Source organism: Nocardia sp. NPDC041819 (assembly GCF_055590505.1).
The window spans coordinates 255,871-282,155 of record NZ_JBVJAP010000004.1; the positions used below are offsets into that span (position 1 = coordinate 255,871).

Here is a 26,285-nt window from a genome sequence, read left to right on the forward strand (position 1 = left end):
CAGTGACACAGCAGCGAGTGAAGGTCGGTCAGCTGGGCCCTTTGACCAAACTGGCTTCCGGCGGTCAAGGGGTGGTCTACAGCGCCCCCGGTGCGCGGATGAGATACGCGAAGGCGGTGGTGTACAAGGAGTACAAACCCGCTGTGCTGCCCAGCGTCTCGGTCGACGTGCTGGACGAGATGCCTGCCTATCTGGAATCGCTGCCCTTCGCCGAGGGCATGGATCTGCTCTCCCGGGTGGCGTGGCCGTGCCGGCTGGTGGAGGCGGACAACTCCACGCAGGTGACCGGGTTCGTGATGCCCGCGATCCCGGACGAGTTCTTCGTCAAGATGACCATGTCCTCGGCGGTGCAGTCGAAGACCGCGGAGTTCCAGCACCTGCTCAACGGTGACGCCTTCCTCGTGAGGCGGGGCATCCCCTTGACCGAACGGCACCGTTACGAATTGCTGGCGGACGCCGCTGAGGCGCTGACGATTCTGCATCGCCACCACATCGCGGTCGGTGACCTGTCGCCGAAGAACCTGCTGTTCTCGTTGCAGCCGGACCGGAAGGTGTACTTCATCGACTGCGATGCCATGCGACTGCGCTCCCGGTCGGTATCCGCGCAGGTCGAGACTCCGGACTGGGAGGTCCGGGTGATCAATCCGGGAGAGGAACTGGCAACCGCCCAATCGGATGCCTACAAGTTCGGGTTGCTCGTCCTGCGGCTGCTGGCCGGAGACCAGAGCACCCGCGATCCGCACCGGTTGCCCGCCGCCGTGCCGAGTGCGGTCCGGGTGCTCGTCGACGCGGCTTTGTCCGCCACGCCGGGGCAGCGGCCTCGCCCGGCGGACTGGCTTCCGGCGCTCACCGACGCGGCCACCCACGCGACGACCCGAACGCCATCGCCACCACCACGAACACCACCATGGCGCGGCCCCGCCCCCACCGGCGGGGCCGGTGCGCCGGTACTACCACCCGTACCGGCGGCTCCGCCTCGGCCCACTGGCCGCCGCCCGTTCTACCAGCGCGTTTCGACGCGCGTGAAAGTGATCGCCGGGATAGCCGTCGTTCTCGTCATGGTCGGCTTGCTGACCAGCAAGACGTCGGGGGGCAACAATCCGAGCCCGGCAGGCAACCGGGCGCCGGCCGTGGCGGCGATTCCGGCGACGGTGACTTCGACGATCGCGGTGGGGGCGCAACCGTGGGGCGTCGCGGTCGATCCGAACACCGAAAGCGTGTTCGTCACCAACAGCGCGGGCAACTCGGTTTCGGTGATCAATACCCGGACGTCCGCCGCCGCGTCGGTCACCGCGCCGGGCATGGTGAAACCGGCCGCGGTCGCGATCGACGCGGCAGCGGGCATCGCCTATGTCACCAATGCCGGAAGCGGCTCGGTATCCCTGATCAATACGCGTAGCCGGGCGGTGGTCGGAAGTATCGCGGTCGGTGCGGGACCGTACGGCATCGCCGTCGACTCCGCCGCGCACACCGCCTTCGTCACGAACTTCGAGGCGAACACCGTGTCGGTGATCGACACCGGATCCAGGGTGGTCACCGCGACGATCCCGGTCGGCAGCCATCCCTATGGCGTGGCCGTGGATCCCAGTACGCGCGGCGTCTTCGTCGCCAACGCGGGACCGCCCGGCGCGGTCGATCACACGGTGTCGGTCATCGACCCCGTCGCGTCGGCCGTGGTCGCCACCATCAATGTCGGCAACCAGCCGTGGGGTGTGGCGATCGACGCCGATACGCGAACCGCGTACGTCACCAATCACGCCGACGGCACCGTCTCGGTGATCGACATCCGAACCCGCGCGGTCACCGCGACGCTGCGCGTCGGGCTCGGGCCGGTCGGTGTGGCGGTGGATCAACCCGGGCGGACGGTGTATGTCACCAATCACGGTCTCGATGACGCGCGTACCGGTAACACCCTTTCTTCGATCGACACCCGGACCGGCAAGGCAGGCAATTCGATCCGGGTCGGGGCCCGCCCGCACGGGGTCGTCGTCGATCCCGCCACCAGAAACGTCTATGTCACGAATTTCACTGACGGCACACTGTCCGTGATCGGTGACTGATGCCGATACACCACATCCACAAGGGGAGAACCCGCTGGTCACGGCTCGGTGTGGCGGTGGTCGTCGCGTACGCGACCGTTGTCGTCGCGGGCAGCGGAACCGAGCCGGGCACGCACGAGTCGCCCGCGGGACCGAGTGAATCGACTGCCCTCGGCCGGAGACTGGAGCCGATCGTGCGCGGCGTTCTCGATTCGATGCTCGTTCCCGGCGCGGTGGTCTACGTGCGCACACCGGACACCGTCTGGCGTCAGGCGTTCGGGACGCGGACCATCGGGCAGGACGACCCGATCGCGGTGGACGATTTCTTCCGGGTCGGTTCGACTACGAAGACGATGGTCGGCACCGTCGCACTGCAACTGGTCCGGGAAGGCAAGCTGGCACTGGACGATCCGGTGTCGAAGTACCGGCCGGGCGTTCCGAACGGCGCGCGGATCACGATCACCGAGCTGCTGAACATGCGCAGCGGGTTGTTCAGCTACAACGAGGCGCCGCGGCTCGCGCGAGCGATGGACGTGGATCCCGGGCGCACATGGCAGCCCGAAGAGCTCCTGCGGCTGGGTTTCTCGTCGCCGCCGTATTTCGAACCCGACGCGGAGTTCCGCTATTCGAATACGAATACGATCCTGTTGGCGTCGCTGCTCGAGCAGATCACCGGGGAGGATATCCGCTCGTTGCTCATGGATCGGATCTTCCGCCCGCTCGGCCTGGCGAAGACGTCCTTTCCAGTCGCCGGTGACGCATCCCTGCCCGCGCCGTCACCGCGTGGATACCTGTACGGCACCAACGTCGAGGCGCTCGCGTCGCCGCGGTTGCCGGACGACGAAGTCCTGGCAGCCCGAGCGGGCACCTTGCTGCCGACCGATGTGACGAATCTCGATCCCTCGTGGATCGGGGCCGCGGGAGCGGCGATCTCGACCGCGGAAGACCTGGCCGCCTACGTCCGGAAGCTGGTCGGCGGCGACGAATTGCTCGGGTCCCCGCTCCAGCGGCAGCGCCTCGACAGTGCGGCTCCGCTGAACAGGAGCGATCCGGCGGGCATCCATTACGGTCTCGGGCTGGAGTCGTTCGGGCCGATGATGGGCCACGACGGGGCCATTCCGGGTTTTCAGACGTTCATGGGTTACGACCCCGTCACGGACATCACCATCATCGTGCTGTGCACGTTGCGCGACGGGCCCGCCGGTGGAAGGCCCGCGAACGAGATCGCCTACGGCTTCGTCCGCACGCTGATCGGTGGATGATTCGGAGTCGCGATGGCCGAGCGTCTGCGTTCGCGGGCCGATCGTCCGGCGAAACGGTTCATGATGGGCTTGTCTATGCCGTGATAGATGGCTGCCGCGGCAAGGATGGATGCCATGAGTGTGACCGTCGCCCACATCGCCCAGCCGCCGATCGAGTATCGCCGGCCGCCGATGAACAGCCGGGTGATGATCACCATGACCGGGAACTGGATCATGTAGAACGCGTAGGAGATGTCACCGAGCCAGATCAGTGGGCGGCGGGCGTTGAGACCGGAGACGCCCGCGAGATCGCGGGTCGCCAGGGTGGCCACCACCGCCGCCATCGGTCCCACCAGCAGCGCCGACATCTTGTAGTTCACCGGAACGAACCAGGTGGCGGCGTAGCCGAGCGCGAGCGCCGTCAGCGGCATGGCCGGCCGGGTGTTGCGCCACAGCCCTTCGGCGACCAGGCGAGCGGCGAGAACTCCCAAGTAGAACTCGGGCAGTCGCGATGCCGGGAAAAGGTAGCTGAGCCAATACGACGGCGGAATCGGGATATCGCGTTGCGCGAACCATTGTGGTGAGGCGTGGATTTCGAACTCGGGGGAGACCTCACCCCGGAGCAGCCTCGGAGCGAAGGTGTTGGCGATTCCCTTTGGCCCGTCGGCCCAGAGGTAGAAGCCGGTGTGCAAGGTGAGGATCAGGACGAGCACCGCCGCGACCGCCCACCACAGTCGGCGCCGCGGAATCCGGGCGACAGCCGGTGCGACAAGGGGAAAACTGAGGTAGAAGAGCAGTTCCGCACACAACGACCAGGACGGCACATTGAGCCCTCCCAGCGTGGTCCACTTCGGCACCCAGGTGTGCACCAGCAGAAGGTTCGGCGCCCACACCACCGGACGGGCCAGCGGTACGCCCGCCGCGACGACGAATACCAATGCGGCGACCAGGTGGGTCGGGTAGATCTTCAGGATCCGGCGGCGATAGAACAGCCGGACCGACTTACCGTCGCGACACGACCAGTGGATGACGAAGCCGGACAGCACGAAGAAGAAGGTCACCCCTGCCGCGCCCGATTGCATGGGAACGAAGCCGTGGATGGTGCGGAACAGCTGTGACTTCTGGAAGGGGTAGACCGGAAGGAATACCAGTGCGTGCAATACGAATACCGCGAAGGCCGCCCACCATCGAGCGCCGGTGAGGGCGGGCAGTTCGGTGCCTGGACGGTGGTCGGGCAGCATGGGCGAGGCCTGCTCAGAGCCCGAATTGCTGTCGCATCCGGTCGGCGACGACGCCGTTGCCCCGCGCGTTGGGATGTACCGGAGCGCCGTCGAACGGTGAGTCGGCGCCGGCGAGGCCGCTGATCCACGGATCGTCCGAACAACTGGCGTGCCCGGTGGTGACGGCGCGCACGTCGACGAACTCGATCCCCAACAGCCCTGCGGCCGTCCGCTGCGCGTCCTGGACTCGATCCAGGTACGCGATATAGCCTTCCGCGCGCGGCTGGACGACCCGTCCGGCCACAGCGAGATCCATGCACGCGGTCGACTGTCCCGGCGGGAACACTTCCGGATACCCCACGAGTGCCACCCTGGCCTTCGGTGCGTAGTAACGCACGAACGTGACGACCTCGCGTACCCGATCGGCGTAACCGGAGCCGGTCACCGCGCGGTAGTCGGGCAGCCGGTTCTGATCGGCGGCGTCGAACCCGCACCCGGCCAGGATATTGAGTAGACAGTCGGTCGAGGGGAACGCCGTTCCGGTCGAGTTGCCCCACACGTCGTTCAGTCCCGCTTGGATCAGGACGACCTGGGTGCCGGGCCCGAAACCACCCCGCGCGAACGCCTTCCGTGCCTGATGCACCAGAGTCCAGCCGTTGCCGGTGTCGATCGTGCCACCGTTGCAGGACACGTCGAGGAATCGGGCCGTCCCGGACAGCTGTGTCGCCGCCGCGAGTTGGTTCGGCCAGGAAGAGGGCGAACGGGTGCATCCGTCGTCGGCGTGGCCCAGGACGGGAGCGGTCGCCGTGAACGAATCGCCCAGAACGACCAGTGCGGTCCCGCCGGCCGGATCGGCGACGGCGGTCGCGCCAGGGATCGGGACGGCCAACGACACCGCCGCGAGTACCGCGGTGACCGTGGACCTCCCTCGGAGCGACCTCATCACACACCCAATCTTTCGATGGCACAGGAGGATCCAGTATCGCGTCGCCGCGCCGCGCGCCGCTGTCGGTCGAACGGAGGACTGCCCTCGACGGGGTGCACGAATAGCCTGGCACCGTGCGCACCAGCCGATTCGGAACTCGTCGATTGCTGATCGCGACCGGTGTCGCCGCCCTCGCGGTCGGTGGGTGCGGCGAGCCGTCCGAGCCGTCGCCTGTCGGCGCTGTCTCGCCGACGTCGGTTACGGATCCGGCGCCGGTCGCGGAGCCCGCGCCGCCGACCGTTTCGGAAGCCGCGAACCGGCCGCCGGAAGCCGCAGTGCCCGAAGCCGCAGTGCCGGAGGTCGTCACATCGGAAGCTGCCGTACCGGAAGCCGCTGCTCCGCCGCTAGTGGAGGCCCCCGTCGTACCGGTTCCACAGCCCGCGCCGCAGCCGAAACCCGTGCAGCCGCCGCCGGCCGAGCCGCCCTCTCTCCCCGACCCCGGCTTCGAGCCGCGCTCTGGATACTGATCGGCCGGTCGTCCGGCGATTTACGCGTAGTAGCGGGAAGTGACTCGTCCAACTCGACGCGGCATCCGTCAGGTCACCCACGCCGGCAGAGGTCAGGAAACGGCGGCCTCGCCGCGCAGACGGAACAGCGAGGGTCCGCCGTAGAGACACCAGGCGGCGATCACCGGATCGCAGATCGCGCAGCCCAGGGAAGAGTCGTGCGCGAACGGGATGATGGGACTGCCTTTGAGATGGTGCAGCAGGTCCCAGGCGGTATGCAGGAGCCAGGCGATGCCGATGAACGTCCAGGACTCCAGGCCCCGGTAGGCGCAGTAGGTGACGGCGGCGGTGAAGACGAACTCCCAGCCGCCGAATCCGCCTCCGCTCAGGTACGCGGCTCCCGCGCCGGCGACCATGACGGCGTTGAAACGGCGGCGATGCGGCTCGGGAATCGCCGACATGGCCAGCGCGTACAGGACGCCGATCAGTATCGGCGCGACATAACTCATGATCGGCGGACTCCTTGTGAGCAGGGCCTTCGGCGACTCGAATGTATCGACGAGGCCCGTTGCCGCCCAGTGGCATTCGAGCCACGTCCCACCGGGAATTCGCCAAACGGCGCAGTCCTCTCCGTCGGATGACGGGGTCTGGCGGTTGTGGATGTGGCAGGTGGTGGGAGTCACAGGACGATTGATGACGTCGGGGACGGGTATGCGGCGGATGTCAGCCGACTAATCAATGGGAGGTATGTGATGCCGGAGCATCAGAGCGGACCCCGGGAAGCTGTCGAGGGTGTCGTCGAGGACATCAAGGGGAAGGCGAAGGAAGCCGCTGGCGTCGTCACCGGTGACGAGAACCTGAAGAAAGAGGGTCGCGCCCAGCAGGACAAGGCCGAATCCCAGCGGGACGCGGCGCAGAAGGAAGCCGAGGCCGAAAAGGCGCGTGCGGACGCGGATCTCGACGAGGCGCGGCAGAACGCGTACGAGAGCGGCAAGGACGTCTAGCTCCCGCCGCGAGATTCGATGTGGCGGAATGGCGGAGCGATCCGTTCCCGGTCGGCGGTGCATTGCCGCCGACCGGGCCGCCCTCAGCAATTACTCGGTGCGGGCACGTCGTGCAGGCGCGCGTCCAACCAATCGAGCGCGGACGGGATTCCGAGTAGGGCGGCGGACAAATGGTCCGGGCTGAGGAACTTCTCGTATTGCACGCGCACGCCCGCGTGGCAATACCGCCCGAGCGTGGCATCGACCGACTCCACCGGGATCAGCGCGTCGTTCTCCGCGCGCCATTGGTAGAGCGGCACGGCCGGAATACCTTCGTAGAGTTCCAGACTGTTCTCCTCGAGCACCCCGCGAGCGCGAGGGTCGTCGGCCAGCGAATTCGAGGCCGCGACGTCCACGATGCCGCGCCCGGCGCCCGCCAAGAGGATCTCGTTCGTACAACTGTCGGCGATCCTGTTGCGGACCGCCAATCCGACCGAATTCAGTTGCTCGCTCACCGGCAGCCGTGCCGGGTATTCCCGCTCCAGTCCGAGGGCCGCCGCGAAGGCGAGGCCGAATGCCGCGTGCGGCGCGTAGCCGAGACCCTCGATCATCTTGACCAGATTCATCGGCACCCCGCCCGCCGCCACCCCGGCCAGCGGCAGTTCCGGCGCGTAGGTCGGCGCCAGCGCGGCCGCCCACGAACTCGCCATGCCGCCGCCGGAGTAGCCGAGCAGGGCGATCGGGCTGTCCGCCAGTCCCAGTTCCGCGACCCGCCGGGCGGCGCGCAAACCGTCCAAGGTGATCATGCCGCCGAGTTTCGCGGCGCCGTAGGCGCTGGTGGGGCCCAGATGATCAGGGAGAGCGACCGACCAGCCGCGCAGCAGCAGGCCGTTGAGCGCGGGTGCTTCGCGCACCGCGAGGTTGGGATCGCTGGTGTAGAGCACCCGGGATACCGAGCACTGGGTGCCGAGTGCGTTGATGATGTGCTGGTAGGACAGCAGCGGCCTACCGGGGGCGGGATTCGGCGGAGTCAGCACGGTAGTGGTGGCCGCGATCGGGTCGCCCACGGAGTTGGTGGAGCGGAACTTGATCATCGTGACCGTCGAGCCCGGGAACACGGGCAGTGCGGGCATCTGCCGTACGGCGAGGACATCGCCGGGTGCGGCGCGATCCAGGTCGGCCGGGGTGGCGTAGAACGGATCCGGATCGGGTGCGGGATAGATCGGCTGCGCTGCGGCTTGCGGTGTGATCACGCAGAGCGCGGCCGCGGCGGTGGCGATGACCAATCGAAGCATGGTTTTCGACGACTCCCATTCATCACGACGTGCTGTTCCGTAACGCTGGTGTGCTGAAGTCGAATGCTCCCGGCCGCCGGTCGCTTTGACCGGTGCCCGGACCTGCACACTGTAGGGGACGATCGGAAAAAGCCGAGGTAGCCGCGCCGCTTGTCGACGCAGGGGCGCGCCGTCCCGCGGTCGGCTACCGTGGCCCGGTGCTTCTGCTGGTCGGTGTGGTCCTGCTCGGTGTGTTCGCGGTGCGATTCGGCAGGGACCGCAGGCGGCTGGGACACGGAGTGCTGCTGCTTCTCGGGGCGGGGTTCGTCGGCGCGTGGGCGGTGGGCCGGGTCGCCGAAGGGGATCTGCCGGTGGTGCTCGCACCGCTGCTGGTGCTCCTGTCGCCGCTGCTGGTCTTGGTGCTCGCCGGGTTGTCGATCGCCAACGGCGCGCAATTGGTGCGTCGAGAGGGGTGGCGTCTGCCGAATCTGCTACCGCTCGGGCTCGGCTTCGGGCTGCTGGTGCCCTACGTGGTGCTGGCTCTCGCCTTGGTGACCGAGAATCGCTGGCTGGTAGTGCTGCTGGCCTCGCTGACGATGGCGATCAGCTACGTCGGTTTCCTGTTCGCGGCGTTCCTGTTGTACTCGCTCTGCTACGGCCTGCTGTCCTATCGCCCCGAGATGGACGTGATCGTGGTGCACGGCGCCGGGTTGGTCGACGGCGAGGTGCCGCCGTTGCTGGCCGCGCGCCTGGATCGCGCGATCGAGGTCTACCGTGGCGAAGCCGATATGGGACGCGCCCCGCTGTTGATCGCCAGTGGCGGCAGGGGTTCCGATGAGGAGGTTTCCGAGGCGTCGGCGATGGCGGACTACCTGATCCGCCATGGGGTGCCCGAAGACCGCGTGGTGCTGGAGGATCGCTCGGAAACCACCGAGGAGAATCTGCTCTTCACCAAGCGGCTGCTCGGCGAGCGCGGCGCCACCACGCGCATGGTGCTGGTGACGAGCAATTTCCACGTGCTGCGCACGGCGATCCTGGCGCGCCGCCTCCGCCTCGATGCCGAGGTGACGGGCGCCAGGACCGCCTTCTACTACCTGCCGAGCGCTTTCCTGCGCGAATTCGCCGCGCTGCTGGTGGCCTACAAGTGGAGCAACGTGCTCATGGGCCTCGCGTCGGTGGCGCTGCCACCCCTCGTGCTGCTGGCCACCGGCCGATGACTCAGCCGAAGCTCTTGTGCGGAACGCCCACGGTCAGACCGCCGTCGATGATGAACTCGGCGCCGGTGGAGTACGACGACTCGTCGCTGGCCAGGTAGGTCACCAGCGCGGAGACCTCGGCCGGGTCGGCGGCGCGACCGAGCGGGATCTGCAAGAAGTCCTCGGGGATGTTCTCCGTCATCGGAGTGCGGATCAGACCGGGATGCACGGAATTCACCCGGATCTTGTACTGCGCCAGCTCGAGCGCGGTGGATTTGGTGAGCCCCCGCACGGCGAACTTGGTGGCCGTGTAGCCGTGCAGGCCCGGGCTGCCGCGCATGCCCTCGACGGAGGAGATGTTGACGATCGAGCCGCCGCCCGCCTCGATCATCGCGGGTGTGGCGGCCTGCATGCCGAGGAACGTGCCGGTGAGGTTGATGTCGATGATCCGCTGCCATTCGGCCAGCTCGAACGCGACGAGCAGGTTGCCGTTCACGATGCCCGCGTTGTTCACCAGGACGCTCAGCGACCCGAACCGCTGTACCGCCTCGTCGACGGCCTTGCGCCAGTCGCCCGGCTCGCGCACGTCGAGGTGGACGTAGACGGCGTGGTCGCCGAGTTCCGCGGCGACCGCGGCGCCCTCGTCGTCGAGCACGTCGCCCAGCACCACGCGCGCGTCCTCGGCGACCAGGGCCCTGGCGTGCGCCGCGCCCATGCCGCGCGCTCCGCCGCTGATCAACGCCACTTTGCCGGTCAACCGCCCCATCCGGGGTACCTCCGTCTCTCGATCTGTCTGTAACACGTTACAGAGATGCTCCTTGTGTCGGCGCGTCTCGCGACAGTAACCCAGGTAATCGCTCGGGAGTCGCGCGCGGATGTGTCATGATCGTGTAGAACGCGTTCTAAAATTGCCTCGGTGTGACCGCTCGGGAGGTGCGTCATGACGAACCCCGGCCGAAGCGCGACGCGGTTCGGTGGACGTTTCCGGGTGCCCGACATCGCCGAGGTGCCCGGTGGCCGCCTGGTCGAACTGCCGGGCCGGGGCCGGACCTACGTGGTCGACATCCCGGGCCCGGAGGACGCGCCCACGCTCGTGCTGCTGCACGCCACGGCCTGCACCGCGTACCTCACCTGGTTCCCGTCGCTGGCGGCGCTTGCCCAGCGGTACCGGGTGATCCTGTTCGACCAGCGCTGGCACGGTCGCGGCATCCGCTCCGAGCGGTTCACCCTGGAGGACTGCGCCGACGACGTGGTGGCCGTGCTCGACGCGCTGCGACTGGACCGGGCCATCTGCGCGGGATTCTCGCTGGGCGGGATCGTCGGCCTGCTGGCGGCGCGTCGCCATCCGGACCGGGTGAGCGGCCTGGTGCTCTGCGCGACGCCCTATCGGTTCCGCGAGAAATGGCGCGAGCACGCTTTTCACCGAACGTTCGCGGCCTTCGCCGCCGCCGTGGGGCCCTACTCCTACCGCCGGGCCGAGAAGCTCGCGGGGCGTCTGCCCGAACTTCCGGTGGTCACCTGGACGCCGGGGCGATTGGATCGCTGGGCACTGGGCGAGTTCCGCAGTACCAGTGGTTGGGCGCTCACCCAGGTGCTCGCCGCGGTCGGGCGCTTCGACGCGACCGCGTGGCTGCCGAGCTTGACGATGCCGAGCGCCGTGGTCGTCACGACCCGCGACCGGGCGGTACCGGTCTACCGGCAGGTCGAGATGGCGACCATGATCCCAGGGGCGAGCATGCACCGTGTCGCGGCCGGGCATGCGTGTTGCGTGCTCGAGGCCGATCGTTTCGTCCCCGTGTTGCTCGAAGCCTGCGAGGCCGTCGCGGCGAAGATCTGACGGGTGCTCGGTCCTGTCCGGCGGCGATGGCGGACAGTCGAGCGGCACTCAGCCCGATGTCCGTGCCGCGGAGAGCAAGTCGGAGACCACGCCGGGAACGGCGTCGGTGAGCGCCCCGATGTCGGGCACCAATTCCTTGCAGGCGATGAAACCGAAGTTCAGCTTGTCGTTGTTCGACAGCACGGTCACTGTCAGGCCCGCGCCGTGGAACACCGGCCCGAACGGGTACATCCCGTCCACCCGGAAGCCGAGGAAGTACAGCGGCATCGGGGGACCGGGCACGTTGGACACCACCAGGTTGTGCACCACGGGGTGCACCTCCGCCAGCTTGAGCGACGAGTACATCCGCGCCGCGAGCCGGAAGGTGTTCGGCGGAGCGTATTTCGACCAGTCCTGCAGGAAGTCCGCACCTATCACCTCGTGCTCTTCCTTGGCTCCGCGATTGGCCTCGGCCACCTCGCGCAAGCGTTCCACCGGGTCGGCGATGTCGGTACCGAGCGTCGCGAACAGCGCGGAAACCTTGTTGACGCCCGCGGTGTGCCGGGTCGACTCATGTACGGACACCGGCACGGAGGCGATGAGCGAGCGATCCGGCAATTCGTCGCGTCCGGCCAGATAGGTGCGCAGCGCACCGGCGACGACGGTCAGCACCACGTCGTTCACCTTGACGCCGAACGCGGAGCGGATCTCCTTGATGGCGTCGAGTTCGGCGTCGGTGAACGCGACGGCGCGATGCGGGGTGATGGCGAGATTGAAGGGCGTGCGGGGAGCGGAGAACGGTACCGCCATGCCCGCCTTGTTCTTGCGGCGGCGCTGCGCGAAGCTCGCGACGATGCCGACGGTTTTCGGCAGCATGCCGACGATGCCCGCCCGGGTCGGGAACTTCACCACCGCTTCGGCGAGCAGTTGCCAGTCGTTCGGTTTCGGGTCGGGGCGCCACTGCTGGTCGGGGGCCTCTTTGGTGGCGCCCGGTTCCGGATCGCATAGGTGCATCATCAGGTTGGCGCCGGTGATACCGTCCACGGCGGCGTGGTGGTATTTCCAGACCACCGCGACCTTTCCGTCGTCGAGGCCTTCCACCACCGACATCTCCCACAGCGGCCGATCGCGGTCCATGGGGCGGCTGGCGATGTCCCCGACGAGTTCGGCGAGTTCCCGGCGCCCGGCCGGGGGCGCGATCGCGATCCGGCGCACGTGGTAGTCGAGGTCGAAATTCGCGTCCTCCACCCAGACGGGATGGTCGAGATTCAACGGCACCTCGTACACGCGACGGCGCATCTGCGGAATCAGCGGAATCCGCCGGGCCAATTCGGCTTTGAAGCCCTCGAACGAGTAGTCACCCGACGACGGGTCGAGGATCAGCAGCGCGCACACATGCAGATGCTGGGTTCCGGTTTCCAAGTAGAGAAAGCTGGCATCCAATCCGGTCAATCGTTCCATAGCAAAAGCCTACTAGAACATGTTCTAGTTTTGTGGCGATCGCGGCCGGTGTGACGACTGTCGCGAAGTGAGACCACCGTACAACGGCGGGTAGCCGCTTTGTGTGTTACCGAAGGTTCCATATATGTGTATGATGCTTGCTACGGATATGTAGGAAACGCGCGCCGAGTGCGGACGCGTGCGGATCGAGGAGTATCGATGAAGCTACTTCGCAGGGCAGGGCGGCGGCCCGACACCGACCCGGGCGCGGTGGCGCTGCACGCCCGCAACGTGCGTTTCGACTGGTCGGACACTCCGCTGCGCTGGATGCCCACCGAACCCATCGCCTCGCACCTGATCAACTCGCTCAATCTGCTGCTGCCCGAAGGCGAGCGCATGTTCTGCGCCGCGTACGCCGAAGCGCTGCCGTACGTGCGAGACGAGAAGCTGCGCGAGGCGATGCTCGGGTTCATCGGTCAGGAATCGATGCACGCCGAGACACACGACAAAGTGCTGCACGAGGTGCTCGCTGTGCACGGTATCGATCCGGAGCCCTATCTGCGGCAGGCCGAGTACCTGTTCCGCCGGACACTCGGGCCGCGTGATGTGGACGGCGTGGCCGAGCGGCAGGTGCTGGTCGAGCGGCTTGCTTTCATCGCCTGCCTGGAGCACTTCTTCGCCTACCTCGGCGATTGGGTGCTCAACGCGGATCTGGAGCGGTTCGGCGCCGACCCGCGCATGGCCGACCTGTTCCGCTGGCACGGGGCCGAAGAGGTCGAGCACCGGCACGTGGCGCATGACGTGGCCGTCTACTTCGGTGCCGGCTACCTGCGGCGCGCCGGGCTGATGCTGCTGGTGTTCCCGATCTTCCTGGTTTTGGTGGTGCGCGGCACCAAGTTCCTGGTCCACCAGGACCGGGATCTGCCCGATCTCGGTTACCCCCGGTTGCTGGCAAGAGTCTTCGGCGCGATGTTGCGCGGCGCGTTGCCCGGCGTCCCCTCGCTGCTGCGCAGCGCGCTGAGCACCTTCGAGCCGGGCTACCACCCGGAGACGGTCGGCTCCACCGCCCAGGCGGTGGCCTACCTGGCCAAATCCCCTGCGGCGCGGGCGATCGCCTCGTGACCGTCCCCGACCAGCTGCCCGCGGATCTGTTCGGCAGGCGCGACGTCGATCGCACCGTGCGGGTGTTCGACGCGGTCGCCTCGGCGCGATTGCGCTGGACCACGCTGGTCAACCGGCGCGATCCCCGTCCGAAGGTGGACGACCGGCGGATGGCGCTGGTGGTCACCGAACGCCGGATCGAGGCGCACGACCAAGACGTGGTCGGCCTGCGGCTGGCCGCCCCAGACGGACGCGCGCTGCCGCCTTGGCGCCCCGGCGCCCACCTCGACCTCGAACTGCCATCCGGCCGCCTGCGCCAGTATTCGCTGTGCGGCGACCCGGCCGACGTCCGCGCCTACCGGGTGGCGGTGCGCCGGATCCCGGAAGGCGGCGGCGGCTCGGTGGAGGTGCACGACTGCCTTCCGGTGGGCTCGCCGATCGTGGTGCGCGGTCCACGTAACGCGTTCCCCTTCGCCGTGCCCGGTCACGGATCTCCGGCGGCGCGACTGCATTTCGTCGCGGGCGGCATCGGCGTCACGCCGATCCTGCCGATGGCCAGGCTGGCGCACCGGCTCGGCATCGAGTGGTCGATGGTGTACACCGGGCGCGACCGCGCGACACTGCCGTTCCTCGACGAGATCGAGGGCTTCGGCGATCGCGTCGTGGTGCGCACCGACGACGAGCACGGGCTCCCCGACGCGGGCGCCCTACTGCCCGGCGTCGGTCCCGATACCGCGATCTACAGCTGCGGTCCGGCGCCGATGATCGCCGTGATCGCCGCCGCCGTGCGCGAAATGCCGTCCGTGGAACTGCATTCCGAGCGGTTCTCGCCGCCGCCGATCGTGAACGGCAAGCCGTTCGAAATCCGATTCGCCTCCACCGGGGAGGTCGTCGAGGTCGGCGCGACGCGCACCGCGCTCGACGCCATCCTCGCGTCCCGGCCCGACCGTCCGTACTCGTGCAGGCAGGGTTTCTGCCGCACGTGCAAGGTCAGGGTGCTGGCCGGCGAACCCGACCACCGCGACAGCGTGCTCACCGCCGCCGAACGCGAGGCGGGCGCGATGCTCGTCTGCGTCTCGCGCGCCGATGGCGGACGCCTCGTGCTCGATCTGTGATCCGGCCTCCCGATCGGCCAAGGAGAATGATGACCACCACCGAAATCGCCGAACTCCCCGTGATCGAACGAACCGTGCGCAGCGGTGAATTCGACCTCGCCGTCTACGAATACGGCGACCCGGCCGCCGAGACCGTCGTGCTGGTGCACGGCTGGCCGGACACCCATCACCTCTGGGACGCGGTCGTACCGCGGTTGGCCCGGCGATTCCACGTCGTCGCCTACGACACCCGCGGGCACGGCCGTTCCACCCGCACCCGGCGCACCGCCGACTTCCGGCTCGATCGCCTGGCCGCGGATTTCTACGCGGTCGCCGACGCGGTGAGCCCCGACCGGCCCGTGCACGTGCTCGCCCACGACTGGGGTTCGGTGCAGGTGTGGGAAGCGGTGTGCGAGCCGCGCGCCGCCACTCGGGTCGCGTCGTTCACCTCGGTGTCGGGGCCGAACCTGGACCACATCGGCAAGTGGATCCGCAACCGGCTGGCCCGTCCGACCCCGCGCAACGTGTGGCAGCCGTTCACCCAGCTGCTGTCGTCGGCTTACACCTTCTTCTTCATGACTCCCGGGCTGCCGCGCGCCGCCTTCGGCCTGGCCGGGACCGAACGGGTATGGCAGCGGGTGGTATCGATCATGAACGAGACCGCGCCGTCGAACGTGCGGCTCGGCCCGACCTTCCGCACCGACATCGTCGACGGCCTGTTGATCTATCGCGCGAACATCGTGCGGCGCATGCTCGCCCCGCGCGAGCGGCACACCGAGGTGCCGGTGCAGCTGATCGTCGCCGGACGCGACGTCGCCGTGCGGCCCGCGGGATTCGACGACGAACACAAGTGGACCGGGCGGCTGTGGCGGCGGGATGTGCCCGCCGGGCACTGGATGCCGTTCTCGCATCCGGAATTGCTGGCCACCGCGACCACCGAACTGATCGACACGCTCGGCGGCTCGGCGGCGCCCCGGACGCTTCGCCGCGCCGAGGTGGGGCGCGCCGGGCGGCCGTTCGACGATCAGCTGGTGGTCATCACGGGCGCGGGCAGCGGTATCGGCCGCGCGACCGCGCTCGCCCTGGCCCGTCGCGGGGCCGAGATCGTGGTGTCCGACATCGATCTCGCCGCCGCGAAGGAGACCACCGAGCTGATCGCCGCCGAACACGGTGTGGCGCATGCCTATCCGCTCGATGTCGCCGACGAAGACGAGATGCGGGCGCACGCCGAGACAGTGCTGGAGACCCACGGCGTGCCGGACATCCTGATCAACAACGCCGGAATCGGACAGGCCGGGGGATTCTTCGAGACGTCGGCGGCGGAATTCGACCGGGTGATGCGGATCAACCTCGGCGGCGTACTGAACGGCTGTCGCGCGTTCGGCCCGGCCATGGCCGAGCGCGGCCTCGGCGGGCACATCGTGAACCTCTCGAGCATGGCCGCCTACAGTCCGCAACAAGGGTTCAGCGCCTATTCCACCAGCAAGTCGGCGGTGTTCATGTTCTCCGACTGTCTACGGGCCGAAATGGCCGGGCGCGGGATCTCGGTGCACACCATCTGCCCCGGCATCGTGCACACCGGCATCGTGCGGCGCACTCGGTTCTCCGGTGTCAGCGCGGAGGAGGAGCGGCGCAAGCAGGAGCGTTACGACAGCCTCTATCGGATGCGGCGTTACGGCCCGGAGAAGGTGGCCGAGCGGATCGTGCGCGCCATCGAGGGCGATCGCAGCGTCGTGCCGGTGACGCCGGAGGCCCACCTGCAATACCACTTCGGGCGGCTCGCGCCCGCCCTCGTCCGATTCCTGGCGGCGCGGGTGAAGCTGACCTGATCAGGAGGCGAGGGCACGGGCGAGTTCGGCCTCCACGGCCACGACTCGCTCGGGCTCGACGCCCCACGGCTGCTCGACGCCGACCCGGCGGTCCAGATCCCACAGCACGCATTCCTCGCCCGGAGCCGCCACGAACGACCACGCCACCACCGTGCGTCCGAGCTGCTCCGCCATGCTGCCGTGCGAATCGACCGGCGGCCCGGCGCCTTCCGGGAAGTGGTGCAGGAAGCGGCCGTAGGCGGTCGCGCAGAATTCCGCGTAGCGCTTGGTGCACAGGATGAACCCGTGCCATGCCTCGTCCACCGCGTGCGACGGCATGCCGATCACCTGGTCGTCCCGCATGGCGGCGCCGCAGCACAGCAGCCACTGCCGCAATCCCTTGTCCACCAATTCCCGCGGCTGCCACGGGCAGGTCTTGTAGACGGCCTCGGGCAGTTCCAGCGCGTCGACCGCGGCGCGCACGGTCGCCAGGTCGATCTCGCGCGCCGGAGATCTGCGGAACCTGAAGTTCACCACAGTTCACTGTACGTGCGCGCCGAGGGGCCGCTACCGTTCTGACATGAGCGCACTCATCCTTCTGTTCATTCTTCTGATGGTGCTGCTCCTCGTGGCGGTTCCGATCATCATCGTGGTCGTCGTCATCCGCTCGCAGCGCAACCGGTTCCTGCCGCCGCCCCCGTATGGTGGGTGGGGCGTCGGGAATCGAAGCGGGGGATATCACGAGGGGGGTTCCACCGATCCGTTCTGGGCGGCCGGCGGTGCCGGTTTGATCGGCGGGTTCGACCAGCCGAGCGGCTGCGGGGGCGGACATCACCATCACCACGACCATCACCACCATGGCAATAGTTGCGGTGGGGGGAGCGGTAGTAGTTGTGCTGGGGGAAGCAGTTCCAGTTGCAGCGGCGGCAGCAGTTCCAGTTGCGGCGGGGGCAGTAGCTCCAGTTGTGGCGGGGGCAGCAGTTCCAGCTGCGGCGGCGGTTCCTGACGCACGATTTGACCTCAACATGCCTTGAGGTTCCATGCTGATCTTCGTCGATAGACGCAAGGAACGACGAAGGGTGTGTCATGAGGGCTGTACAAGCCAGTGAGTTCGGTGGGCCAGAGGTGCTCGCGGTGCGGGAACTGCCGGAGCCTACGGCCGGGCCGGGCGAGGTGGTCGTCGACGTGGCCGCCGCGGATGTGATGTTCCTGGACACTCGGCTGCGTTCCGGCTGGGGCACCGATTTCTTCGCGATCGAGCTGCCCTACGTGCCCGGCGGCGCGATCGCCGGTGTGGTGGCGTCGGTCGGTCCCGGCGTCGATCCGTCCTGGGTCGGCAAGCGAGTGTCGACGCCCACCGCGGCCAGCGGCATCGGCGGAGGCCTGCCGATCGGCGGATACGCCGAGAAAGCACTGGCCAAGGCGGACACGCTGGTGGCTTTGCCCGAGGGGCTGACCCCGGCGCAGGCCGTCGCGCTCACCCACGACGGCAGGACGGCGCTCGCCGTGTTCGACCGCGCCGCTGTCCAACCAGGGGAATGGGTGCTGATCACCGCCGCGGCCGGCGGGCTGGGCGTCTTGTTGATCCAACTCGCCCGCGCCGCGGGCGCGAACGTCGTCGCCGCAGCGCGTGGCGCCACGAAGCTGGAACTGGCCGAGCGGCTCGGCGCGACCGCAGTGGTCGACTACTCCGCGCCCGATTGGGTGGCCGAGGCGCGCGCGGCGACCGGGGGAGCGGGCGCGCACGTGGTGCTCGACGGTGCGGGCGGCGGGCTGGGCGAGGCCGCACTCACGGTCGTCGCGGACGGCGGGCGCTTCCTCGGATACGGCGCTGCCGCAGGTGAATTCGCCACACTGGACCGGGACGACGCGGCGGCGCGCGGTGTCACCGTCTACGGGCTGTTCGACATCACCGGTTCGGATGTCGATTGGCAGGCGCTGGCCAGGCGCGCCCAGGACGAGGTCGCCGCGGGGCGCTTGGAGGTCGTCATCGGCCAGACCTTCCCGCTCGACGAAGCCCATCGGGCGCATGCCGCCATCGAGTCCCGAGCGGCTGTGGGGCGCACTTTGTTAACAGTGTGAACAAAGCGGCGAACTGGACAATTGACGTAGTGCGAGGTCCCGGCGACGGCGCTAGGGTGCCGGGGTGGAGACTCTGCTCGTCGTCGGTATCGTCATCGTGGTCCTCGGCTTCGTCGTCGCTGTCGTGGCGTTCGCCAGCCGGCCACCCAAGGAAGCCGAGCTATGGGACGACCGCGACGGCGCCGACGACTACGAGGACGACTGGGACGAGGACTATCGCGACGACTGACCCCGCTGCGCCGGCGTCAGCACCACGACCGCGATGGGCCGCTTGGTCAGCTTCTGATAGGCGCTGTAGCGACCCTTGTTCACCTTGTCGACAAGCGCCCACCGCCGGGCGTACTCGGGATCATCCGGCAACGTCGCCCGGGCCCGCACCGTCAGTTTCCGCCGCCCGACCTGGATCTCGCACTCCGGCCGCGCCTTCAGATTCGCCAGCCACCCCGGCGGCCGCGGCGACCCGCCGTTGGACGCCGTCACCAGATAGTCCCCGCCGTCGCGCGCGTACGTCAGCGCCGAAGTCCGCTGCGCACCGGACTTACGCCCCACCGTCCGCAGCAGCAGCGTCGGATTCCCCAGCAGCAGCCGATGCCCCACCAGCCCGCCGCTGTTCTCGTACACCCACTGATGCGCCTTCAGCACCTTCGTGAACAGACCGGCCATACCTGACCCTCCAGTAAGTTTCCGAAGCCTCCACCCTAAGCCAGGCGACTGGTTTCCACCCCTCAGGACCCGGTAGCATCCACAACGCTCGCGGTAACCGCGGCACGGGGCGGTAGCTCAGTCGGTTAGAGCCGTGGACTCATATCCACGAGAAAGTGCAGGTCAACCTATATCCGTGGGATAGATATGGGACCGTGCGCTATCGTCCCCCTTGGGATGCGCCTGGTAGGTTCATCCTGGAGCGCGGGTAGCTCAATAGGTTAGAGCCGTCGACTCATAATCGATTGGTTGCGGGTTCGAGCCCCGCCCCGCGCACAACAACCCCTCACGCCGCTTCTGCCCGGCTTCCGCACTCGCACGTAGGGCCAGTGCCTCACTGCGCACGGACCAGCGTTCAGAATGGCGCGCACGCCAGGCCCAACCGGATTGGCCGAATGCCCGTACCGCTTCTTCGCGATGTCGATCGACGCATGCCCCATGAGCACGCCAGTTCTCTCGCGGGAGTTGTTGTGGCCGTGGTCAACGTGTAAGAAAATCTTCTCGTTTCCGGGGCCGAATCAAGCCGAATGAACGTAGGACTCCAGAGTTTCGCGCATGTCGCCCGCAACAGTAGAATCCGGGAAATGGTCGGAGAGTAGCCTTTCCAACTGGTTCAGACGTTTACGCACCCAGGAAAAATGCGCGCTGATCGGGTTCTCGAGTACCGGCGCCACAGCCGCAATACTGCCGTCCAAATCTCCGAGACGCGCACTCGCGGATGCCAAATAGATTTGTGAAAGCATCTCGTCTCCGGGGGAGCGCTGCACCTGCCACGCCGCGATAGCGTCCTCGGATGCCTTGATGGATTTTCGGAGAGTCTTCTTATCTTCCGCCCACATGAGCGAGAACCCGCGATAGTAAATCTGTTTCGCTGGGGTGAACGTGAACAAGCCGGGTATCTCGTCTGGGCCCGCCGCTTCCCGTGCGCGCTCCGCCTGGTCGAGCAGTTCCAGTGCCCGCGCCGAATCACCCAGGTTCGCCACCGACGCAGCCAACCCGCACAGCAAGCGGGGTTCGGCGGTGCCGGTTGAGTGGGTGACGTATTTCAGTCCATCGGTAGCTGCGTCCCGTGCGCTTTCGAAATCCTTCACGAACCGGAACGCCAACGCTTGCGTGCCGCGCGCCCACGCCCTCAACTGGTTGTGCTCCGCACGGTCACCCAGTTGGAACGACGCCTGTGCATGCACGCGCGCTGTGTCTGCTTGCCCCAGGTCGAGCGTCAAATACGACAGCACACCGCACACGCGGCCAAGAGCTACGTAGAGTTCCCGTATCTCGTCCGGCCGGTGCGCACCCAGCTTGATTCGGCGCATCAACTCCGCGCGAATATCGATTGCGCGGCAGAGTGTTCGGTCGTAGGACTCGAACCGTGCGTTACGTGCGACATCAATGATGCCGTCTTGGACGTCGTCCAGCGGTGCCGCGTCCGGGGTGGCGAGCAAGGCTTCCGACTCGCGCCGCGCCTGGTCGAGCATCCGCAACGTATCCTCACGACGGGCGTGCTCGGCTTGATCCGCGTCCCATGCCGCGATCAGCGCTCCCCTTGCGTTCAGTGCACGGTCAACGCGCTCAGCCCATCCGCGATCTTTCGGCCATCGTCGGCCCGATTCAATGTTCGCAAGCTGGGAGTGGTCACAGAACGTTTGCCCCGCAAGCTCGCGCAGGGTGATTTCGCGTTCGGTCCGTAGCTGCCGAAGCGTACGGCCGGTTCTGTTTGGTTCCATCCCACACAATGGTCGACTTGCTGACGGCATCTCACACCCACCCATGTGTTTTCAAATGTGCCCCTGTCGTTTTGAAAACAGCTTAGTCCTGCTCAGGGGCGTTCGCGTGTGTTGATGTTGAGTGGCGTCCGGTTGGTGTAGTTGCGGCCCAACACCTTTGCGCGCAATGCAAGACGGGCCGGGCGCACATGAACCGACGAGTGCGAGCAGGGGAGGACGATGCACCGAGAAGCGTTTGGGGACACGCCGATGTCCCGCTGTGCCTACTACCGGAACGTGTGCGACATACCCGCTGTCGTGGACCCTCCCCACGTGGGTCGGATCGTGGCCCGCTGCGGCCCGGTGTGGGCTATCACGATGCCCGCCGTGTTGGGGCATGACGTGAAGGTGTGGATGCAGAACGGGGGCTACAAGCTGGGGCCGATCCTGTCGCATCCACGGTCTAAGCGTTGGACGTTCATCATTCGACCTGACGTGCCGGACGATGTGCCGCTGTTCGCTGAGATGTTCCGGTTCAACGTGTCCATCATGCGTGACGGCGCAACGATCGCGCTGCCCAGTCCAGCCGATCGCGGGACCGCGTTCCGTGCGTGGATCATTCGCCCCGACAGCCACGTTCGACCGTCCGGGTGGGTGATCGTCCGGGCGATACGCGACATTGCGGCCGCGAAGAGGGCGCAGCGTCGGCGGGCAGTGGCGTATGCCTGACAGCGACGAGCCGGAACGGCCCGCTGGTTCCGGGAACGGGGCATGTGATGACTTCCCCCATGCCCACCGAACCGGACGTGCATCTCGTCGTGCGGCTGCGCGGCTTACATCTCCACTTCGCGGCGTGCCTGACTGCCGCATTGATCTTCGTCCAAGACGAAGGGGTACGGCATCACACGGACGGCGTGTCCGTGGCTAAGGGCGTAACCGACAAGTTGCCGAGGTTGCCGGGGGAACGGCTGTACCTCGAGCGCTAACACCAAGGGGAAACACCATGAAGGTTCATGTAGTGCGCCTGCTTGTCACCATGTTCGCTGCGGCTACCTCTGCCATGCTCGCCCCGCTAGCACCCGAAGCGGCGGCGGATGCAGGAGGATGCAGCTTCCATTTCTGGAAGGAACCCGAGAAGCAGCACGACGCGATACTCGTAACCGGGTTCGCGGACTGCCGTCCAGCACCGCAACGGTTCCATGTGTCGCTGACGTTGGAGCGTTTGAAGCGCGGCGACGGGTGGGAAGTACGCGGAGCCAAATCGGACAGCCGGATACCCGACCCGCGGCTCAACATCGGCGCTTGGGCGCCGTGTGAGGACGGCGCGTGGCAAGCTGTAGCGAATGTGTGGGTGAGAGCGCGTGACGAAGAGTTCAAGTTCGTCAAGGACACCCACACAGCCATCATCAGATGTTGAGCGAGGTATGCACTGTGAGGCTCACACTGCGCAGAGAAGCGGAACGCGGTAGCTCGTACCCGGTGCGCCGCGAGTTCGGTGGTTGGGTGATCCGGCCTAGCCGGGGCTGGCGTCGGTACCGGTGGGTGACGCCACCGCTGCACTACACGCGGTCCATCTCGGCTGCCGACAAGGACGCGGCGGCGTATTGGGCACTGGATTGCATGGGCATGTGATCCGGCGGAGACAGCAGAGAACCCCTCAGATTTGACGCTGAGGGGTTTTCTGGCGTTCTGGGGGCCTACGACACGTCTGATGCGCGTGCTGTGAAGCCTTGGGGGCAAGCCGGACCACTTGCCTCTCGCCAGTGCCGAGGCGAGTGTCGTCCCATCCGGAATTGGAGGAAGATTGAGTCAATGCTGTTTGCGCACAAGGCGATTACCGCAGTTTCGCTCGTGCTGTTCATGCGTGCATCGCCATCGCGCGGTTCAGTTCACCTCCGCCGCCAAGGGCTAGGTGCCCCTGTAGCCGTAGGTGGTGATGTCTCGTTGAGGGCGATTCGACGCGGTGGCGCTACGATCACGCTAACGTTCTGAAAGGAAATCATGACCAAGTCGACGGCCTTCGCCGCTGTGTTCTCTGCGGCCGCTGCCGCTCTGTTCTTCCTGCCCGCCGCACCCGCGCATGCCCAGTCCCCGCACTGCGCCAAGGCCATCGAGCTGATCAACATCGCGATCGACACGAACGGCGGCACCCTGGACGGGGCGACGGCGGAAGCGCTGTCCGGCAGGCTGAGCGGGCTGGCCGATCTGGCCCAGGGCGCGGAGAAGGATGTCATCTCCGCTTATGCCTACGCGCTGGTAGACGAGAACGTCACCGATCTCAACCCCTACACCGACGAACTCAATCGCGTCTGCGCCTGACGGCGACCAGGTCCTGAACTGGTGAGCAAGGGGTCTTCGGCTATGTGACCCCGGGGCTCGCCAGGCTGCTCGCGAACGACTTGCCGACGATCGCGCGCCGAGGTCATCCGAGATCGGAGTTTGGATCTGACGGCACCTCTCTGCTGATCGAGGTTCGACGCAGAGCGGAGCCGGTAGATCCACAGTTCCGGCCGGCGCCCGGATACGTCCACGATCGCTCTTGGAATGGTAGGCCCGTTCGGCGATAGGACTCGACGGCGATGCGACGCTCGCTAGCCGTCGAGGTCGGTGGTATCGAGCAGTTGGACCAATTCTCGCACTGCCGCTTCGACATCCGACTCTATGTCGCTCGACAGTCTGCGGTACTGCACCCCCTTGAGAAACGCGGGCAACTCCACATGCTGAAGTCGCACGGGCAACAGTGTCGCGCGGCCTTCGATACTGGCCTGGTACAAACGCTGGGCCTCGGTGACGCAATAGGGGCTGGCGACGTAGCTGGGCGACAATAGCAGAACGCCGACCGCTGTCTTCGCCAAGCTGTCCATCAACTCGTCCAACCAATTCTGTCCGGTGCGTATGGATCCGCTCTTTCGATAGTCGAAGACTTCCTGGAACCTGGCATGCAGTGCCCGGCTGAACAGTTCCGCCGTTTCCTTGTCCTCGTTGGCGTAGCTGAGGAATACCACTTCGTTGCGAAGCGCGGCAGTCGTGAAATATCGGCTGGCCTGATCGGCGTCATGGAATAGGCGGGGCTGATGCCCGATCACAGTGAGAGTCTCATCGAAGGAGTTCTTCAGGTCGTTACGCTCTTGCCAGGACAAGACCCGTCTACTGTGCCGAGGTTGGACATCCTCGAACAAGGCTCCGGACAACTGGTCTGGGACTCTACCCTCAGGTGTGTGCAGCAGGGGCAGTGTAGGCACACCATGCCCTGCGGCGAAGCTTGCTGCGATGTATGCCGCCGGGTCGTCGAGGGGTATCACCAACCAATCCAGCTCCCGCAGTCGGCTGACGAACGTCAAATCGAGTCGGGGCGGCCAGGCCAGGTTGACTGGCTGCCACACCGCATCCTCGAGGCTGCTCTCCAACATATCGCCGATTTCCGCTCTGGAACTCCGGCTAAGTAGCAGGCCCACTTCTCTCCTGCGGTACGAGCGCGATCCGGCACGTGCGGATATCTGCGCCCGCAAGCTGCGTGCAAAAGATGCGAAGGCCTTTGTCACGCGTGCGATCAGTGGCGAATCTTGTTCGTCGGTGATCTCCTGTGGGTCGTACTCCACGACGCGGATCTCCGGAGGGCACCGGAACAGGGCGCCGTACCGGTGGTCACAGAAGACTATGCCGGGATGCCGCAGTCGGGTAGCGATGCTCAACTCCAGCAGGAAGTATCGCGCTTCCTGCTGGAGCGTTCGAAGATCCCAAACCGTTTGCGTATCTCCGGGGAGCGGGTAAATGCCCACGAAGCCGTCCGCGTCTCTAATCATCCGCTCGAGCCGCGTCGGGCTTGTGAAGGTCAGTCCTTCGTCCACGCGGAAGGCGACCGGCTGCACTTTACGAATGATTCGCCAGAAGAACAGATTCACATCCGGCGATCGGTAACGATGACTGAGAAAGACGTTCGGCTTAGTCGAATAATCTATCTCATCCGGCATTTTGATCTGCCTGTCCGTCGGAAAGAACTGAACGTAGGCTCGACGTGTCGACGACCTGTTGTTGGCGGATCTTGGCATACACCGCGTCGAATGTGTAGCCCGCGATGAAACCGACGGACAGTACGAAGAATAAGAGCCGCCGCGCACCGGCGCCGCTCAACAGATCCGGCGAGGTCGCCAGTTGTGCCGAGATGAACAAGAGGACCGCAATTGCACCCGCCGACATTCCCAATACCGAGCTCGGTGCCCAGTCGTCCCTACGGTCGACGGCGGTGCGGATTATCGCCCCTGATGTCGCCGTCAGCAGAGAGCCTGCGATCAGTCCGACCAGGGTGAGCGGTGCGTTTCCGTCTACCGCGTAGACTATCGGGATCATCGCGAGCCCGCCGATCAGCAAGAGCGCGCCGAAGAAGAGCCCAAGGCCGGACTTGTACTTGGCATGTCGCTCGGCGCGCGCCCGCACCGCCTCCGCTGATTGTTTGCGTTCCTGCTGGTTACGCAAGACCGCAACAATATTTTCAGCGGCACTGGTGTTCCATGCCCCGCCTAGGAGTGAAACTTCCCCCGGCGCGGTAAGGTTTCCGGCGCGCCCCATCGATGTCCATGCCTTCCGCGCAGCACCTCCGAAGGCGGCGACGGGCGCGAGGGGAATATCGAACGCCATCGCCACCATCGCGGTGATCAATGTGGTGCGACCGCCACCGATGAGTACGACGCCGTCGGCTTCACGTAGCGAACGATAATAGGAGACTTCCCAGTCATCGTCTGCCTCATGCCGAATTTCGAAGACGCCGGACTGATGTGGGGGATGAGAGAAGCTGGTCTCCGAAGATCCGTACGGTGGGCGGACATGGATGGAACCGGCTCTGCACGGCTCGACAGAGAGATATCCGGCTACAACGTCGCGTTCGACGAATCGCGGGGCGCTGGAATAGACGAAGAGGTCATAACCGGCTTGCGCGAGTTCGGTGCCGATCTCGCGCGCGGCCCGCGCACCGGCATCCTCGGTCCACGACGGGCGGTCCTCCACGCTGCAAGGGCGTATCCCTCCAACGATCGCGATTATGCGACGTTCACCGGCCGAGTCTCTTTTGCTTGACTGCACCGAACATCCCCTCGTTGATCAGGTAACAGTACGTTGGATAATAGCTATCGAACGGCTGTCCGCGCCGAGAATCGTTGAG

At 66.6% G+C, this 26,285-nt stretch carries 27 protein-coding genes and 1 tRNA gene; 16 read left to right on the forward strand and 12 right to left on the reverse strand.

The features are described from left to right. Positions 1–2: 2 nt before the first annotated feature. Both ACZ6DL_RS15755 and ACZ6DL_RS15760 read left to right on the forward strand, forming a co-directional pair. On the forward strand, positions 3–2,060 hold the full coding sequence (locus ACZ6DL_RS15755; RefSeq protein ID WP_466051638.1) for a YVTN family beta-propeller repeat protein: 2,058 nt from the start codon (positions 3–5) through the stop codon (positions 2,058–2,060). Continuing rightward, positions 2,060–3,301 (forward strand): serine hydrolase domain-containing protein, encoded by a 1,242-nt coding sequence (locus ACZ6DL_RS15760; protein ID WP_466051640.1) that lies wholly within the window; start codon positions 2,060–2,062, stop codon positions 3,299–3,301. The genes ACZ6DL_RS15755 and ACZ6DL_RS15760 overlap by 1 nt, the downstream gene beginning before the upstream one ends. Here the strand turns inward: ACZ6DL_RS15760 and ACZ6DL_RS15765 are convergent. From ACZ6DL_RS15765 to ACZ6DL_RS15775, 3 genes are all read right to left on the reverse strand, one after another. Continuing rightward, on the reverse strand, positions 3,268–4,521 hold the full coding sequence (locus tag ACZ6DL_RS15765) for an acyltransferase family protein (RefSeq protein WP_466051642.1): 1,254 nt from the start codon (positions 4,519–4,521) through the stop codon (positions 3,268–3,270). The genes ACZ6DL_RS15760 and ACZ6DL_RS15765 overlap by 34 nt on opposite strands. Positions 4,522–4,534: 13 nt before the next feature. Continuing rightward, complete coding sequence (locus ACZ6DL_RS15770; RefSeq protein ID WP_466051644.1) at positions 4,535–5,443, reverse strand: SGNH/GDSL hydrolase family protein; 909 nt, start codon at positions 5,441–5,443, stop codon at positions 4,535–4,537. Between the two features lie 601 nt (positions 5,444–6,044). Further along, complete coding sequence (locus tag ACZ6DL_RS15775; RefSeq protein ID WP_466051646.1) at positions 6,045–6,440, reverse strand: DUF6010 family protein; 396 nt, start codon at positions 6,438–6,440, stop codon at positions 6,045–6,047. A gap of 243 nt (positions 6,441–6,683) precedes the next feature. Between ACZ6DL_RS15775 and mbp1 the strand changes: the two genes are divergently transcribed. Further along, on the forward strand, positions 6,684–6,935 hold the full coding sequence (gene mbp1 / locus ACZ6DL_RS15780; RefSeq protein WP_062969707.1) for a microaggregate-binding protein 1: 252 nt from the start codon (positions 6,684–6,686) through the stop codon (positions 6,933–6,935). Positions 6,936–7,018: 83 nt separating this feature from the next. Here mbp1 and ACZ6DL_RS15785 read toward each other — a convergent pair whose 3' ends face one another. Further along, entirely contained in the window at positions 7,019–8,209 is a 1,191-nt protein-coding gene (locus ACZ6DL_RS15785) for a lipase family protein (RefSeq protein WP_466051649.1), read from the reverse strand. Between the two features lie 197 nt (positions 8,210–8,406). Here ACZ6DL_RS15785 and ACZ6DL_RS15790 point away from each other — a divergent pair, with 197 nt between their 5' ends. Continuing rightward, positions 8,407–9,405 carry a YdcF family protein gene (locus tag ACZ6DL_RS15790; protein WP_466051651.1) on the forward strand — a complete coding sequence of 333 codons (999 nt, stop codon included), beginning with the start codon at positions 8,407–8,409 and terminating at the stop codon, positions 9,403–9,405. Between the two features lies 1 nt (position 9,406). Here the strand turns inward: ACZ6DL_RS15790 and ACZ6DL_RS15795 are convergent, their stop codons facing one another. Continuing rightward, a complete protein-coding gene (locus tag ACZ6DL_RS15795; RefSeq protein ID WP_466051653.1) occupies positions 9,407–10,150 on the reverse strand; it encodes a glucose 1-dehydrogenase in 744 nt (247 codons plus the stop codon). A 174-nt stretch (positions 10,151–10,324) separates the two neighbouring features. On the opposite strand from ACZ6DL_RS15795, the gene ACZ6DL_RS15800 reads away from it, so the two are divergent. Further along, positions 10,325–11,221 (forward strand): alpha/beta fold hydrolase, encoded by an 897-nt coding sequence (locus ACZ6DL_RS15800; RefSeq protein WP_466051655.1) that lies wholly within the window; start codon positions 10,325–10,327, stop codon positions 11,219–11,221. Between the two features lie 48 nt (positions 11,222–11,269). Here the strand turns inward: ACZ6DL_RS15800 and ACZ6DL_RS15805 are convergent, their stop codons facing one another. Beyond that, positions 11,270–12,661 (reverse strand): WS/DGAT/MGAT family O-acyltransferase, encoded by a 1,392-nt coding sequence (locus ACZ6DL_RS15805; RefSeq protein WP_466051657.1) that lies wholly within the window; start codon positions 12,659–12,661, stop codon positions 11,270–11,272. 198 nt (positions 12,662–12,859) lie between these two features. On the opposite strand from ACZ6DL_RS15805, the gene ACZ6DL_RS15810 reads away from it, so the two are divergent. Genes ACZ6DL_RS15810 through ACZ6DL_RS15820 form a run of 3 tightly spaced genes read left to right on the forward strand, consistent with a single transcriptional unit; the run spans position 12,860 to position 16,664 of the window. Then, entirely contained in the window at positions 12,860–13,762 is a 903-nt protein-coding gene (locus ACZ6DL_RS15810; protein ID WP_466051658.1) for a metal-dependent hydrolase, read from the forward strand. Beyond that, on the forward strand, positions 13,759–14,856 hold the full coding sequence (locus ACZ6DL_RS15815) for a PDR/VanB family oxidoreductase (RefSeq protein WP_466051660.1): 1,098 nt from the start codon (positions 13,759–13,761) through the stop codon (positions 14,854–14,856). The genes ACZ6DL_RS15810 and ACZ6DL_RS15815 overlap by 4 nt, the downstream gene beginning before the upstream one ends. Before the next feature lie 26 nt (positions 14,857–14,882). After that, positions 14,883–16,664 carry an SDR family oxidoreductase gene (locus ACZ6DL_RS15820; protein WP_466051664.1) on the forward strand — a complete coding sequence of 594 codons (1,782 nt, stop codon included), beginning with the start codon at positions 14,883–14,885 and terminating at the stop codon, positions 16,662–16,664. On the opposite strand, the gene ACZ6DL_RS15825 is transcribed toward ACZ6DL_RS15820, so the two are convergent. Further along, positions 16,665–17,180 (reverse strand): glycine-rich domain-containing protein, encoded by a 516-nt coding sequence (locus ACZ6DL_RS15825; protein WP_466051667.1) that lies wholly within the window; start codon positions 17,178–17,180, stop codon positions 16,665–16,667. 312 nt (positions 17,181–17,492) lie between these two features. After that, on the reverse strand, positions 17,493–17,654 hold the full coding sequence (locus ACZ6DL_RS15830; RefSeq protein ID WP_466051669.1) for a hypothetical protein: 162 nt from the start codon (positions 17,652–17,654) through the stop codon (positions 17,493–17,495). A gap of 75 nt (positions 17,655–17,729) precedes the next feature. Here ACZ6DL_RS15830 and ACZ6DL_RS15835 point away from each other — a divergent pair, with 75 nt between their 5' ends. Then, complete coding sequence (locus ACZ6DL_RS15835) at positions 17,730–18,725, forward strand: zinc-binding dehydrogenase (protein ID WP_466051671.1); 996 nt, start codon at positions 17,730–17,732, stop codon at positions 18,723–18,725. Positions 18,726–18,789: 64 nt separating this feature from the next. Further along, positions 18,790–18,954, forward strand: coding sequence for a hypothetical protein (locus tag ACZ6DL_RS15840; RefSeq protein ID WP_466051673.1), 165 nt, complete (start codon positions 18,790–18,792; stop codon positions 18,952–18,954). On the opposite strand, the gene ACZ6DL_RS15845 is transcribed toward ACZ6DL_RS15840, so the two are convergent. Next, on the reverse strand, positions 18,939–19,388 hold the full coding sequence (locus ACZ6DL_RS15845) for a nitroreductase/quinone reductase family protein (protein ID WP_466051675.1): 450 nt from the start codon (positions 19,386–19,388) through the stop codon (positions 18,939–18,941). The two genes, ACZ6DL_RS15840 and ACZ6DL_RS15845, sit on opposite strands and share 16 nt — an antisense overlap. Positions 19,389–19,629: 241 nt before the next feature. Between ACZ6DL_RS15845 and ACZ6DL_RS15850 the strand changes: the two genes are divergently transcribed. After that, positions 19,630–19,703, forward strand: a tRNA-Ile gene (locus ACZ6DL_RS15850). A 242-nt stretch (positions 19,704–19,945) separates the two neighbouring features. Here the strand turns inward: ACZ6DL_RS15850 and ACZ6DL_RS15855 are convergent. Next, on the reverse strand, positions 19,946–21,151 hold the full coding sequence (locus tag ACZ6DL_RS15855) for a helix-turn-helix domain-containing protein (protein WP_466051677.1): 1,206 nt from the start codon (positions 21,149–21,151) through the stop codon (positions 19,946–19,948). A 312-nt stretch (positions 21,152–21,463) separates the two neighbouring features. Here ACZ6DL_RS15855 and ACZ6DL_RS15860 point away from each other — a divergent pair, with 312 nt between their 5' ends. The 5 genes from ACZ6DL_RS15860 (at position 21,464) to ACZ6DL_RS15880 (ending at position 23,449) form a co-directional block, all read left to right on the forward strand. Then, positions 21,464–21,859, forward strand: coding sequence for a DNA-directed RNA polymerase subunit beta (locus tag ACZ6DL_RS15860; RefSeq protein ID WP_466051679.1), 396 nt, complete (start codon positions 21,464–21,466; stop codon positions 21,857–21,859). A 47-nt stretch (positions 21,860–21,906) separates the two neighbouring features. Beyond that, positions 21,907–22,116, forward strand: a complete 210-nt coding sequence (locus tag ACZ6DL_RS15865; protein ID WP_466051680.1) for a hypothetical protein — start codon at positions 21,907–21,909, stop codon at positions 22,114–22,116. A 17-nt stretch (positions 22,117–22,133) separates the two neighbouring features. Beyond that, a complete protein-coding gene (locus ACZ6DL_RS15870; protein WP_466051682.1) occupies positions 22,134–22,547 on the forward strand; it encodes a hypothetical protein in 414 nt (137 codons plus the stop codon). Positions 22,548–22,561: 14 nt separating this feature from the next. Continuing rightward, a complete protein-coding gene (locus ACZ6DL_RS15875) occupies positions 22,562–22,762 on the forward strand; it encodes a hypothetical protein (protein ID WP_466051684.1) in 201 nt (66 codons plus the stop codon). A gap of 369 nt (positions 22,763–23,131) precedes the next feature. Further along, a complete protein-coding gene (locus ACZ6DL_RS15880) occupies positions 23,132–23,449 on the forward strand; it encodes a hypothetical protein (protein ID WP_466051686.1) in 318 nt (105 codons plus the stop codon). 272 nt (positions 23,450–23,721) lie between these two features. On the opposite strand, the gene ACZ6DL_RS15885 is transcribed toward ACZ6DL_RS15880, so the two are convergent. Continuing rightward, positions 23,722–25,101, reverse strand: a complete 1,380-nt coding sequence (locus tag ACZ6DL_RS15885; RefSeq protein ID WP_466051688.1) for a toll/interleukin-1 receptor domain-containing protein — start codon at positions 25,099–25,101, stop codon at positions 23,722–23,724. Beyond that, positions 25,091–26,131, reverse strand: coding sequence for a hypothetical protein (locus tag ACZ6DL_RS15890; RefSeq protein WP_466051690.1), 1,041 nt, complete (start codon positions 26,129–26,131; stop codon positions 25,091–25,093). The genes ACZ6DL_RS15885 and ACZ6DL_RS15890 overlap by 11 nt, the downstream gene beginning before the upstream one ends. Positions 26,132–26,285: the final 154 nt, after the last annotated feature.